Origin of the sequence: Pseudomonas sp. NFACC04-2 (genome assembly GCF_900119265.1) — a bacterium.
GTDB lineage: Bacteria > Pseudomonadota > Gammaproteobacteria > Pseudomonadales > Pseudomonadaceae > Aquipseudomonas > Aquipseudomonas fluorescens_AA.
Genome location: NZ_FPJC01000039.1, coordinates 1 through 12,721, shown reverse-complemented (window position 1 = coordinate 12,721; position 12,721 = coordinate 1). Strand labels below are relative to the sequence as shown.

The window sequence follows — 12,721 nt, the reverse complement described above, 5'->3', positions numbered from 1 at the left end:
GCACACCGCATCCACTGGTTTACGACTGCTTCGCAGCCGAGCGGGAGCAAGCTCCCTCGCCACAGGTTTACTTGCTAGCCAAGGCTCCTGGAGGCATCAGACCTTCAAGACTTTCCCGCTGACGGCCACTACCACCAACGACAACGCAATCAACCCAAACGCAAAGCTCAAGCTGCTGCCATGGGCGACGAAGCCGATCAGTGCCGGACCGGCGAGGATGCCGGCGTAGCCGATGGTGGTGATGGCCGGTACGGCGATCGCTTCCGGCATCAGGGTCTGTTTGCCGACGGCGGTGTACAGCACCGGTACGATGTTCGAACACCCGGCACCCACCAACGCATACCCCAGCAGCGCCGCCTGCCACATCGGCGCGAGGGTCGCCAGCAGGAACCCCGCGGCGGCGATCGCCCCGCCATAGATGATCACGCGTTTGGCCCCCAGGCGATGCACCACCGAGTCGCCGGTCAGGCGGCCGACGGTCATGGTCAGCGCGAAGGCGGCATAACCCAGCCCGGCATAGGCGGTATCCACCGCGCGCTCGGTGGTCAGGAACACGGCGCTCCAGTCCAGCACCGCACCTTCGGCCAGGAACACGATGAAACAGAGGATGCCGATAAACAGCACCACGCCATGGGGAATGGCGAACGCCGGTCCCGAGCTTTCACTGCCGTAGGCCAACAGGTGCGGCGCCGCCTTGAACAACGCTACCAGCAGCACGCCATTGACCACCAGCGTCGCCCCCAGCGGCGAAAGCCCCAGGCCGAGGAGGGCGCTCACGCCGGCCGCGCCAATGATCCCGCCGAGGCTGAACATGCCGTGGAAACCCGACATCATGGTCTTGCCACTGGCCCGCTCGACGATCACTGCTTGCAGGTTCACGGTCGAGTCCACGGTGCCGAGCCCGGCGCCAAACAGGAACAACGCGGCCACCAGCCAGGGCAGGGAAGTCATTGTCGCCAGCAACGGCAACGCCAGGCAGATCAGAATCGTGCCGCCGCTGAGCACCCGACGGCAGCCGAACCGCGTCGCCAGCGCACCGGAAATCGGCATCGCCAGGATCGAGCCGACCCCCAGGCATAACAGCAGCAAGCCGAGGGTGCCTTCATCGAGGTTCGCCCGCACCTTGGCGTAAGGCACCAGTGGCGCCCAGGCGGCGATGCCGATGCCGGCGATGAGGTAGGCGATGCGGGTGGACATCTGTTCCAGGCGTCCGGGGACAAAGGTGGGCGGGGGCGTAATGGCAGTCATGAAACGTCCTTGGTTTTCGTGCGGTGCGGTGGTGCAGGCAAGCAGGGGCCTATGCTTGCACATCCACTGACCGCACCGCGACCCCAAGGTGCCAAAGCCCTGAAGTACCCTCCTTGGACGGCACGGGTCATTGATCCTGATTCACCAGCCAGGTTATGGCGCAAAGATTTGGCTGTATGAAGCAGGCTTCGCCTAAACTACCGGCCCCTCCTAGCTTCCTCCGGACCCGATGCATGGCACCGTTCTACGACGCACGCGGCAATATCTATGGAGTCGTTTCACCGCAGCAGGTCCGTGGCCATGGCATCGGTCTGCCTCAGTCGGCTGCCCAGGCCGCGCAGACCCGCGAGTCCTGGGCAACGGCGGCCGTGCACGCGTTCTGCGCCTGGGCGCCGGGTGAGGCGCCGCCGGATGCCAAGACGCATCGCAGTGATGGGTTGCTGATTGGCCCGTTCCAGAGTGAACCGCCCTTTGATCTGTTGATCGTCAATACCGATGGGACACTGGCCGAGCGCAGCGGCAATGGCCTGACGATTTTCTCCCAGGCCTTGCAAGAGCAGGGCTTGATGGCAGGGACCGGTGATTGCTTGCTGCAGGTCCATCACGCTAAACCCGACGGCTTGTCACCGCTGCAAACCTCGGTCCGCGCCGCTGAATTCGAAGGTGCCCAAGGTTTCTGGCTGGACCTGGGCAAACCGCTGTTCGGGCCTGGTGCCGTCGGTGCCCAGGACGTTGAGAGTGTGATGTTCAACCAGTGCGATGTCAGCCGTGTGGCGGCGCTTGAACGGTTGAACCCGGCGTGGGGCAACAGCCAGTTCGTGAACATTGGCAATCCTCATTGCGTGACGCTGCTGGACGGTGCCGAGGCGTTGCCGAGCAATTCGCAGATGCGTGCTGCGGCGCTGTCGCAAAGCCTGGTTCGCATCGCCTATGCCGCCCCGGGTGGCGCCGGGCTGCCGTGCCCCGCCGGGGTGAATCTGCAATGGGCCAGTCTGGAAGCCGAAGGGCGAATCGCGGCGCGGGTGTTTGAGCGCGGCGAAGGCCCAACCGCGTCCTCGGGCACCAGTGCCAGCGCGGTGGCCAGTGCTGCGTGGCGGGTGGGCTGGGTGAAGGCGGGGCCGGTGAATGTCGTGATGCCTGGCGGCACTGCGCCGATTTTGCTGGAGGAGCAGGGTGGGAAGTTGGTGCGGGTGAGTTTGTTCGGCGCTGCTCGGTTCGTACCTTAGGTTTCAATGCTCCAGATGTTTCTGTTGTGCGAACGATGACGCCTTCGCGGGCAAGCCCGCTCCCACAGTTGATCTTCAGTGAACAAAAAATGTGTGCGGCGCTGACCCAGTGTGGGAGCGGGCTTGCTCGCGAAGACGGTGGCACATCCAACATCAATGCAACTGAAACACTCTCGCGAGCAAGGTTTAGGGGTGTCAGCCCAGTTGCGGGGCAAACTCCACCACCGGCATCTGCCGCTTCATTAGCACTTCGCCATTGCGAATCGAGTAGAGCGGCAAGCCCTGGCTGCGGATCACTTCGTAGTCGCTGTCCGCCGACAGGATCAGCAGGTTCGCCGGGCGGCCGGGTTCCAGCCCGTAGCGCTCGCCCAAGGCCATGGCCTTGGCGCTGTTGTCGGTAACCAGGTCCAGGGCGCTTTGCAGGTTGCGGTAGCCGAGCATGTGGCAGATATGCAGCCCGGCTTCCAGCACACGCAGGATGTTGCCGTTGCCCAGGGGATACCACGGGTCGACGATGGAGTCCTGGCCGAAGCACACGTTCATCCCGGCTTCGAGCAGTTCATTGACCCGAGTGACCCCACGGCGTTTGGGGAAAGTGTCGAAACGCCCCTGCAGGTGAATGCTTTCGGTCGGGCAAGAGACAAAGCTGATGCCCGAATGCCCGAGCAGGCGGAACAGCTTGGCGCAGTAGGCGTTGTCGTAGGAGCCCATGGCCGTGGTGTGGCTGGCGGTGACGCGAGCGCCCATGTCGCGGCTGCGGGCTTCTTCGGCGAGCACTTCGAGAAAGCGCGAGTGCGGGTCGTCGGTTTCGTCGCAATGCACATCCACCAGGCAACCGGTGCGTTCGGCCAGGTCCATGAGGAATTTCACCGAGCTGACGCCCTGGTCGCGGGTGTACTCGAAGTGGGGAATGCCGCCCACCACGTCGGCGCCCATGCGGATCGCCTCTTCCATCAGCTCGCGGCCATTGCGGTAGGACTCGATGCCTTCCTGGGGAAACGCGACGATCTGCATGTCGATCAGGTGACGGCTTTGCTCGCGCACTTCCAGCATCGCTTTCAGGGCCGTCAGTTCTGGGTCGGTCACGTCGACGTGGGTGCGCACATGCTGGATGCCATGGGCGGCGAGGGTCTGGATGGTTTTCTTGGCGCGGGTGCTGGTGTCTTCCTGGGTGATGGTGGCCTTGCGTTCGCCCCAGCACTCGATGCCTTCGAACAGCGTGCCGCTCATGTTCCAGCGCGGTTCGCCGGCGGTGAGGGTCGCGTCCAGGTGGATGTGCGGCTCGACGAAGGGCGGGACCACCAGGTTGCCGCCGGCATCGAGGTCTTCCGGGCCCAGGCTGGGGGCTTCGGTCTGGCGGGCGATGTTGGCGATCAGTCCGTTTTCCAGGTGCAGTTCATGCAAGCCTTCGCGGTTGCGCAGGCGGGCGTTGATGATGTGCATCGGGCAAATCCTTTATAGGTCTTGTAGAGGTGTATCAGCGGTGCGAGTACCCATTACGCCGATCAATAACACATACGTTAGCGCGCCGGTGGCGATTCCTACCAGTGGCGCGACCCATGGCGAATTGAACGCGGCGAGTGTGCCGAGCCCATAGGCCAACAGCCCGGGCCAGTTGAACGCCGGCAGTTGCGCCTCGGCCAGGCGAGGATAGCGACCGCGCCAACGGAAAAAGAAATCGGCCATGATCACCCCGCCAATCGGTGGGATGACGGTGCCCAGCAGAATCAGGTACGGCACCAGCAGATCGTACATGCCGAACAGGGCCAGCAGCGTGCCGATCACCGCGCCGCCGAGGGTCACGGTCTTGCGCCGGCGGGTGCGCAGCAGGTTGCAACCGGCCACGGCGAAGTTGTAGATGGTGTTGTCCTGGGTGCTCCAGATGTTGAGCAGCAGCATGGCCATCGCCGCCATGGCGAAGCCCTGCAGCAGCAACACTTCGACCACGTCCGGTTGCTGATAGACGATGGCCCCGTAGGCGCCGATCAGCACCATCAGGCCGTTGCCGAGGAAGAAGCCGATCAGGCTCGCCAGCACCGCGACCTTCGCCGAGCGGGAGAAGCGTGTCCAATTGGTGGCCTGGGTCGCGCCGCTGACGAAGGTGCCGAACACCAGCGTGATGGCGGTGGACCAATCGAGACTGCCCGTCGGTACCACCGCCAGCAAGCCATCGAAGCCGCCGACCTTCACCGTTGCCACCCACATCGACAGCATCAGCAGCAACATCATGGCCGGTACGGCGATGTACGAAAGGATTTCCAGCCCGCGATAACCGATGTAGGCGGTGGCGCAGAATCCCAGGCCGAACAGCACCATCAACCCGAGCACCGTGCTCTCGCTCAATTCGAAATACTTGCCCAGCACCACTGCCGCCGTCGCCGTGCCCCAAGCGTACCAGCCGATCTGGGTGAACCCCAGGATCAAGTCACTGAGCTTGCTGCCCACCTCGCCGAAACAGAAACGTCCCATCAACACCGAATTGAGTCCGCTCTTGAACGCGATGTAACCCAGGCCGGCGGCATAGAGGCCCAGCAGCAGGTTGCCAATCACAATCACGGTGAGCATCTCGGCAAAACCGAACGCCACCCCCAGCTTGCCGCCGGCAAACATCGTGGCGGTGAAAAAGGTGAAGCCCAGCAGCACCATGGCCGTGGAGGCCAGGCCCTTGCGAGCATGCATCGGGACTTCGCTCAAGGGGTAGTCGTTGCCCGGATCATTCTGAGTCATGTGGCGGTCCTTGCGGATGAGGGGAATATCGCAAGCGTGCAGCGGCCGTGCCAAACGAGTGATCGCGAGATTATTTATAGACAATTCTGAGGATTGGGTGGGCGCAGGGATCGAAAGCGGTGCGCGAGTGATTCAAGTTGGAACACAGATCTCATTGCGCATGCAGATCCCCTGTGGGAGCGGGCTTGCTCGCGAATGCGGTGCGTCAGGTACGAATATATTGGCTGACACACCCCCTTCGCGAGCAAGCCCGCTCCCACAGGGATGCGGTTTCTTCAGGTGCAAGAGGACAATGGCAAAAACCGCAACAGCGCCGCCACGATGGCTTCCGGCGCGTCCTCCTGAACCAGGTGCCCGGCGTTCGGAACGGGATGCAGTTGTGCCCCCGGGATCATCCTTTGCAGAGCCCGGCCGCGTTCGATGGGGATCCACTGGTCATCCTCCCCCCAAAGGATCTGGGTCGGGCAGCGCACGTGCGGATACAGGCCCTCGGCTTCACGGGTGTAGCGTTCGTCCATCTGCGCGATCTGCCGGTAGAACGCTGCCTGGCCCGGCTCGCCGAGCCACGGCTGCACGTAGGGCGCCAACGCTTCGTCGGGGATGACCCGCTTGATCGCGCCGCGGACATAGGTGGGCACGATGGCCCGCTGAATGTAGTCGGGCAGGCCGCTGAAGGCCGCTTCATGCTGGCGGACATGCTGCACAAAGGGCGAACCCCAGGGCGACAGCGCCACGGGATCGATCAAGGTCAGGCTGCGGTAATCCTTGCCGTTGAGCAAGTGCGTGCGCAGGGCCGTGGCGCCGCCAAAGTCATGGGCCACCACGTCCGGGCAGTCCAGGCGCCAATGCTCCAGCAATTGTGCGAGCAACAGGTTTTGCACGCCGAGGGACACGTCGGCGTCGGGTTGCGCGGATTGGCCATACCCCAGCAGGTCGAAGTAATGCACCCGGTGGGTGGCGAAGAACAGCGGGGCGATCCGGTGCCACACGTAGGAAGAGAAGGGCGTGCCATGGACAAACACCAACGGCGGGCCATCGCCGTGGATGGCGTAGCGGATGGGGTATCCGTTGAAGTCGTAGGTTTGATCCAGCGGCCAGTGGGTCATGCTCGATACTCCCCTGAAAATGGCTCAGGGGAGCAAGCATAGGCCAATGCTGACGGGACAGGAACACAGTGATGGCAGCCGAGTCTGTGGGAGCGAGCTTGCTCGCGATTGCGGCCTGTCTGTCACCTAGGTGTTGAATGTGCCGCCGTCATCGCGAGCAAGCTCGCTACCACAGGTTTTATTCGCCGTGGTAGATGCAACCACTGGTGCAGGTCTCGTGGATGCGAATGGCACTGAGCTCCGGCAGCAACGGCTTCAACTCATTCCAGATCCACTTGGCCAATACTTCGCTGGTGGGGTTTTCCAGGCCAGGGATGTCGTTGAGGTAGTTGTGGTCCAGGCGCTCGTAGAGGGGCTTGAAGATCGCCTTGATCTCCGAGAAATCGCGAATCCAGCCGGTGTGCGGATCGATATCGCCGCTCAGGTGGATCGCCACCTTGAACGAGTGGCCATGAAGGCGGCCGCACTTGTGGCCTTCCGGCACGTGGGGCAGGCGGTGGGCGGATTCGAAGGTAAATTCTTTGAAGATTTCCACAGGTTCGGGCTCTTTAAGGTAGCGGTCGCGAGGCAGGCGGCGGAGTTTATCAGTTTGATAACGGCGTTGCGCGACCGTGCTGACTAAAGGGTCAGCAAACGCTCGCCCAAGCCACCGTTGGCCGTCAGCTCCAGGAACTCGTCACCGAGCCGGCGGCTCTCGTCCATCGCCGTGCGCCAGTATTTGCGGCGGCTCGAGTCATCGCCCATGAAGCGCTTGAAGTCGTTGCGGTCTGGCAGTTTGCCGTAAGGCAGGCGCGCCAGGTATTCCCGGGACGGTGCCAGCAATAGCACGTCCTGCAGACGGTCGACGCTGCCCCGGCGCCATGGTAGGCCCTTGTCGAACCAGCCGGGAATGACCCGATCGGTGAAATGCGGGTAGAGCACGATGTCCTCGCCGCTATAGGGCAGGTCGAGGTGGTAGTCCAGCAGACCGCCATCGCGGTAGGTGCCGGCACCGGCGCCCGGCAGGTCGCGCACGCCTTCCATCACCATCGGGATCGAGCCTGACGCCAGCAGGGCCTGGCGCAGGTTGCCGGCGGCCAACGGAACGAAACGCGACGGAAAGTCATTCAGCGGATGCAGGGGCGGGGCCAGGCGCGGGTCATGGATGATCAACCGTTCGAAATGCCGCGACAGCCGGGCACGGCCCCGAAGGTTGTCGGCGATCACCGACGATAAGCCCAGGCCCAGCCGGCCGCGATGATCCTGGGCGAGCAGGCCGTGGCTCTTGACGACCATGATGTTGAGCCGGTACCGCGGGTTATCGAGGATCGAGGTGTCGCGGCCGTCGAGCAAGTCGTCGAGCATGCGCTGTGAGCTCTGGCTGACACCGGCCATGGTCACGCCTTTGGCGAAGCTTTGTTCGTTGTACAAGGTGCCCAGGCGCCGGATCCCCTCGGCGGCGTCCGGCAGGCAGGCGCTGGCGAAGCGCCAGGCTCCCACCGAGGCCCCGATCAGCGAGCGTTCCCGGGGTGCGGCGGGCAGCCATTGGCCGAACAGCGCCAGGTCCAGCCCTTGGATGCCCAGGGCCTTGGGACCACCGGCGGCGCCGGGCAGGATGCCGACGTCGGCGGCGTTCAAGCCGGCCTGGCGAATCCGCCCGAACGCACGGGGGCCGGCCTTGAGGGTGAGGGCGGGGAGTTTGATGTGAATGGCGGTCATACCGGTCTCGAATGCGTACAGGCGGATGATTATAACGACACAAGACCCTGTGGGAGCGAGCTTGCTCGCGATAGCGGCGGCACATCCTGCATCGTTACAAGCTGACCCACCGCCATCGCGAGCAAGCTCGCCCCCACATTATTGATGTGGGTCCCATGATGGCGATTCAGTTTCAGTTAAGTTCACCCCGATACAGTCGCCCCGTGAAAGATTATAAAAAGGAGACAACCCATGAACCGCCTGACTGCCTTTTTCATCGCGACCCTCATGGCCCTCGGTACGAGCCTGACTCACGCACGAGACCTGAACGCGGACGAAGCCCGCAAACTGCAAGACGCTGGTACCATCCTGTCCTTTGAAGAACTCGACGCCGCTGCCCTGGCCGAGCACCCTGGAGCTACCTTGACCGATACCGAGCTGGACGAAGAGTACGGCAAGTACATTTACCAGGTGGACCTGCGCGATACGAAGGGCATCGAGTGGGACTTGGAATTGGACGCCACCGACGGCAAGGTACTCAAGAATCATCAGGATCTGTAATGAAGCTTAATTTATGCGCCCGCAGCCGATGGACGCTGGTGCTGCTGGCGTTTTGTTCGCTGGCCATGGCCCGGGACCTGGATCAGGACGAGGCCCTGCAACTGCGTCAGCAGGGTGTGATCCTGCCGCTCGAGCACCTGCTGCAACAGGCACTGGATCTGCACCCCGGCGCCAAGCTGCTGGAAGCCGAGTTGGAGGAGAAACACGGCGTCTATATTTATGAGGTCGAGCTGCTGGACACCGACGGCGTGGTGCGCGAACTGGACTTGGAGGCCAAAACCGGCCGCTTACTCAAAGATAAGGAAGACTGATGCGCCTGCTTCTGGTGGAAGATCATGTGCCCTTGGCCGATGAACTGATGGCCGGGCTTGCACGCCAGGGTTACGCCGTCGACTGGCTGGCCGATGGTCGCGACGCGGTGTACCAGGGCAGCAGCGAGCCCTACGACCTGATCATCCTCGATCTCGGCCTGCCGGGCGTGCCGGGGCTCGACGTGTTGGCCCAATGGCGCGCTGGCGGCCTGGCCACGCCGGTGTTGATCCTCACCGCCCGCGGTTCCTGGGCCGAGCGTATCGAGGGCCTCAAGGCCGGGGCCGACGACTACCTGACCAAACCCTTTCATCCTGAGGAGCTGCACCTGCGGATCCAGGCGCTGCTGCGCCGCTCCCATGGCCAGGTCAACCAGCCGACGCTCAAGGCTGCCGGATTGCACCTGGATGAGAGTCGCCAATGCGTGGTCCGCGACGGCACCGACATCCAGCTCACGGCCGCCGAATTTCGCCTGTTGCGCTATTTCATGCTGCATCCCGAGCAGATCCTTTCCAAAAGCCATCTCGCCGAGCACCTGTACGACGGTGAGACCGAGCGCGATTCCAACGTGCTGGAAGTCCATGTCAATCACCTGCGGCGCAAGCTGGGGCGCAGCGTGATCGAAACCCGTCGCGGCCAGGGTTACCTGTTCGGCGGACAGGCGCAGTGAGATCCATCCAGCGGCGCCTGAGCCTGGGCCTGATCAGTGTGATGGTGGTGGTCGGCCTGGTCCTGGCGCAAACCAGTCTGTGGTTGTTCGAGCTGGGCCTGCAGCGTTACCTGGAAGCGGGGCTGCGCAATGACAGCGAGAACCTGCTGGTGGCCCTGGTGCGCGGCCCGCAGGGCTTGCAATTGGATGAGCGCCGCCTGTCGCCGGCTTATCAGCGGCCGTTTTCCGGGCATTATTTCCGCATTGATTTTGCCGATGTGCACTGGCGTTCCCGCTCCCTGTGGGACCAGGAATTGCCTCGGCTCGACCACCCCGGCCTGCACAGCAACTTGCAGCTGGGCCCCGAGGGCCAGAAGCTGCTGGTGCTGCGTACCGATTATCGACGGCTGGGCCAGGCGATTTCCATCAGCGTGGCCCAGGACTACACACCCGTGCGTGACAGTTTCCGGCGGATGCAGCAGATCGGCCTCGGCCTCGGCTTGGCGGGGTTGTTGTTGATTCTGTTATTGCAACGCATCACCGTGCACCGTGCCTTGCGCCCACTGGATCGGGCCCGAGAGCAAATCGCTCAATTGCAGCGTGGGCAACGCTCGCAACTCGATGAGCAGGTGCCCCGGGAACTGGAACCGTTGGTGGCGCAGATCAACCATCTGCTGGCCCACACCGAAGACAGCCTCAAGCGTTCGCGCAATGCCTTGGGCAACCTCGGCCATGCCTTGAAAACCCCGTTGGCGGTGCTGCAAAGTCTGGCGTCGAGCGAGAAGCTTGACCCGTATCCCGAGCTGCGCAAACTGTTTCTCGATCAACTGGAGCAGGTCCGCCAGCGCCTGAACCGCGAACTCAACCGTGCCCGCCTGTCCGGCGATGCCTTGCCCGGCGCGCACTTGGACTGCGACGCCGAACTGCCTGGGTTGCTGGCCACGCTGAACATGATCCACGGTGAACACCTGCACCTGAGCTACATCTCCCCGCCAGGCCTGCACCTGCCCTGGGACCGTGAAGACCTGCTGGAGTTGTTGGGCAACCTGCTGGACAACGCCTGCAAATGGGCCGATGCCGAGGTCCGCCTGACCATGACCGAGACGGCCGAGGGCTTCAGCCTGGCCGTGGAGGACGACGGCCCGGGCATCCCCGCGGACCGTCGCGACCAGGTGTTCAGCCGCGGCACGCGGTTGGATGAACAGACCGATGGACACGGCCTGGGTCTGGGCATCGTGCGGGACATCGTCGACACCTGGGGCGGGATGCTGGCGTTGGACGACAGCGAGTGGGGTGGATTGAAGGTCGTGATCGAGTTGCCCAAGCGCTGATCTCATGGCACCGCCCCCCTGTGGGAGCGAGCTTGCTCGCGATAGCAATCTATCGGTGGCTATCTATGTGGCTGAACGGACGCCATCGCGAGCAAGCTAGCTCCCACAGGGGGGCGGTGGTGGTCGTCAATATCGCGAGACTTGAAAACCCGCCCCACGGCCCTTGCAGCTTGCCGTCGCTTGCTGCAAAGTCGCGACCTTTTTGTCCGGTGGCTTTCCATCGCTGTGCTTTGAGGTAACGATGATAAATGCAGTAATTGCCGCGGTTGGCGTCATGCTGGTGCTCAGCCTGTCCCGTGTGCATGTGGTAATCGCGCTGATTATCGGCGCGTTGGTGGGTGGCCTGACGGGTGGCCTGGGGATCGAGGCGACACTCAAGGCGTTCAATGCTGGCCTGGGTGGCGGTGCGACGGTGGCGCTGTCCTACGCCTTGCTCGGAGCCTTCGCCGTGGCGATTGCCAAGTCCGGCATGGCCCACGCCCTGGCGGACAAAGCCCTGGCCCTGGTGGATCGCCAGGACGCCGCCGGCGGCACGGGCGTCAAGTGGGTGCTGATCGGCCTGCTGGGAACGGTCGCGGTCGCCTCCCAGAACATTCTGCCGATCCATATCGCTTTCATCCCGCTGCTGGTGCCGCCGCTTCTCTATGTGCTGACCAAGTTGCAATTGGACCGCCGATTGATCGCCTGCGTCATGACCTTCGGCCTGATCACCCCCTACATGTTCCTGCCGGTGGGCTTCGGCAATATCTTCCTCAACGAAATCCTGCTGGCCAACATCGCCCGCAGCGGCGTGGACGTCAGTGGCATCAACGTCACCCACGCCATGGGTATCCCGGCGCTGGGCATGGTGTTCGGCCTGCTGCTGTCGTTGTTCAGCTACCGCAAGAAACGCGTCTACGACCTGAAGAGGATCGCCCGGGTCGAGCAGGTGGCGGTGCGCTACAACCCCATGACCCTGCTGGTGGCGGGGCTGGCGATTGTCGCGGCGTTCGCCATCCAGCTCCTGGTCGACTCGATGATCATTGGCGCCCTGGTCGGCTTCCTGATTTTCTCGGTATCGGGTGTGGTGCGCTGGCGCGAGACCGATGACCTGTTCACCGAAGGCATGAAGATGATGGCGATGATCGGCTTCATCATGATCGCCGCCTCAGGCTTTGCCGAAGTGATGAAGGCCACCGGTGAAGTCCAGAGCCTGGTGGAAACCTCGGCGGCCTGGATCGGCCACAACAAGGGCATCGGCGCGCTGATGATGTTGTTGGTGGGGCTGCTGGTGACCATGGGCATAGGCTCGTCGTTTTCCACGGTGCCGATCCTGGCGACGATTTTCGTGCCGCTGTGCCTGCAACTGGGCTTCAGCCCGCTGGCGATCGTCTGCATCGTCGGCACCGCCGGCGCCCTGGGCGATGCGGGCTCGCCCGCCTCGGACTCGACCCTGGGCCCGACCTCCGGCCTGAACATCGACGGCCAGCACCATCACATCTGGGACACCGTGGTCCCGACCTTCATCCACTACAACCTGCCGCTGCTGGCGTTTGGTTGGGTGGCGGCGATGGTGTTGTAGCCTCAAGACCGAATCGCTTCAATCGCGAGCAAGCTGAACTGGTCAACTAATTTTGGACACCAGTTACGGTTTCATGCCGCCAGTTTCTCCATAGCTACAGGCGACCGGTAGTCGTTGTAGCTATGGAGTCTGACGTTGTTGTAACGCATCACATAACGCTGCACATCCACACGAGCTTCATGCTCCGAGCTGTAGCCATCTTCTGGTACCCACTCTGACTTCAGGCTCCCAAAGAAACGCTCCATCGGGGCGTTGTCCCAGCACTCACCTTTGCGACTCATGCTTTGCAGGAGTCCATGCTTACGCATTTCATTCCTGAATTTGTG

General features: G+C 63.0%; 13 protein-coding genes. 6 read left to right on the top strand and 7 right to left on the bottom strand.

Annotated elements, in window-relative coordinates; translation table 11 throughout:
• Positions 1–96: 96 nt before the first annotated feature.
• A complete protein-coding gene (locus tag BT125_RS27675; protein ID WP_072412300.1) occupies positions 97–1,248 on the bottom strand; it encodes an MFS transporter in 1,152 nt (383 codons plus the stop codon).
• Positions 1,249–1,481: 233 nt separating this feature from the next.
• On the opposite strand from BT125_RS27675, the gene BT125_RS27670 reads away from it, so the two are divergent.
• Positions 1,482–2,474: a diaminopimelate epimerase gene (locus BT125_RS27670; RefSeq protein ID WP_072412298.1), complete on the top strand. Its 993-nt coding sequence runs from the start codon at positions 1,482–1,484 to the stop codon at positions 2,472–2,474.
• Positions 2,475–2,669: 195 nt separating this feature from the next.
• On the opposite strand, the gene codA is transcribed toward BT125_RS27670, so the two are convergent.
• The 5 genes from codA to BT125_RS27645 all read right to left on the bottom strand — a co-directional run bounded on the left by codA (position 2,670) and on the right by BT125_RS27645 (position 8,005).
• Entirely contained in the window at positions 2,670–3,917 is a 1,248-nt protein-coding gene (codA, locus tag BT125_RS27665; protein WP_072412297.1) for a cytosine deaminase, read from the bottom strand.
• 12 nt (positions 3,918–3,929) lie between these two features.
• A complete protein-coding gene (gene codB / locus BT125_RS27660; protein ID WP_072412295.1) occupies positions 3,930–5,201 on the bottom strand; it encodes a cytosine permease in 1,272 nt (423 codons plus the stop codon).
• A gap of 275 nt (positions 5,202–5,476) precedes the next feature.
• Positions 5,477–6,307, bottom strand: a complete 831-nt coding sequence (locus tag BT125_RS27655) for an alpha/beta fold hydrolase (RefSeq protein ID WP_072412293.1) — start codon at positions 6,305–6,307, stop codon at positions 5,477–5,479.
• Positions 6,308–6,485: 178 nt separating this feature from the next.
• Positions 6,486–6,842: a 6-carboxytetrahydropterin synthase QueD gene (queD, locus tag BT125_RS27650; protein ID WP_025212792.1), complete on the bottom strand. Its 357-nt coding sequence runs from the start codon at positions 6,840–6,842 to the stop codon at positions 6,486–6,488.
• 83 nt (positions 6,843–6,925) lie between these two features.
• Complete coding sequence (locus BT125_RS27645; protein WP_072412291.1) at positions 6,926–8,005, bottom strand: hypothetical protein; 1,080 nt, start codon at positions 8,003–8,005, stop codon at positions 6,926–6,928.
• A gap of 231 nt (positions 8,006–8,236) precedes the next feature.
• Between BT125_RS27645 and BT125_RS27640 the strand changes: the two genes are divergently transcribed.
• The 5 genes from BT125_RS27640 to BT125_RS27620 all read left to right on the top strand — a co-directional run bounded on the left by BT125_RS27640 (position 8,237) and on the right by BT125_RS27620 (position 12,395).
• Positions 8,237–8,545: a PepSY domain-containing protein gene (locus tag BT125_RS27640; protein ID WP_072412289.1), complete on the top strand. Its 309-nt coding sequence runs from the start codon at positions 8,237–8,239 to the stop codon at positions 8,543–8,545.
• On the top strand, positions 8,545–8,856 hold the full coding sequence (locus tag BT125_RS27635; RefSeq protein WP_072412287.1) for a PepSY domain-containing protein: 312 nt from the start codon (positions 8,545–8,547) through the stop codon (positions 8,854–8,856). Before BT125_RS27640 ends, BT125_RS27635 begins: the two co-directional genes overlap by 1 nt.
• The gene (locus BT125_RS27630; RefSeq protein ID WP_053123507.1) at positions 8,856–9,524 is read left to right on the top strand and encodes a response regulator transcription factor; all 669 of its coding nucleotides are present in this window, start codon (positions 8,856–8,858) and stop codon (positions 9,522–9,524) included. Before BT125_RS27635 ends, BT125_RS27630 begins: the two co-directional genes overlap by 1 nt.
• Positions 9,521–10,834, top strand: coding sequence for a sensor histidine kinase (locus BT125_RS27625; RefSeq protein ID WP_072412285.1), 1,314 nt, complete (start codon positions 9,521–9,523; stop codon positions 10,832–10,834). Before BT125_RS27630 ends, BT125_RS27625 begins: the two co-directional genes overlap by 4 nt.
• A 244-nt stretch (positions 10,835–11,078) precedes the next feature.
• Complete coding sequence (locus tag BT125_RS27620; RefSeq protein ID WP_162491262.1) at positions 11,079–12,395, top strand: Na+/H+ antiporter family protein; 1,317 nt, start codon at positions 11,079–11,081, stop codon at positions 12,393–12,395.
• 71 nt (positions 12,396–12,466) lie between these two features.
• Here BT125_RS27620 and BT125_RS27615 read toward each other — a convergent pair.
• The coding region (locus tag BT125_RS27615) for an integrase core domain-containing protein (protein WP_139271820.1) at positions 12,467–12,721 on the bottom strand (255 nt) is incomplete at its 5' end.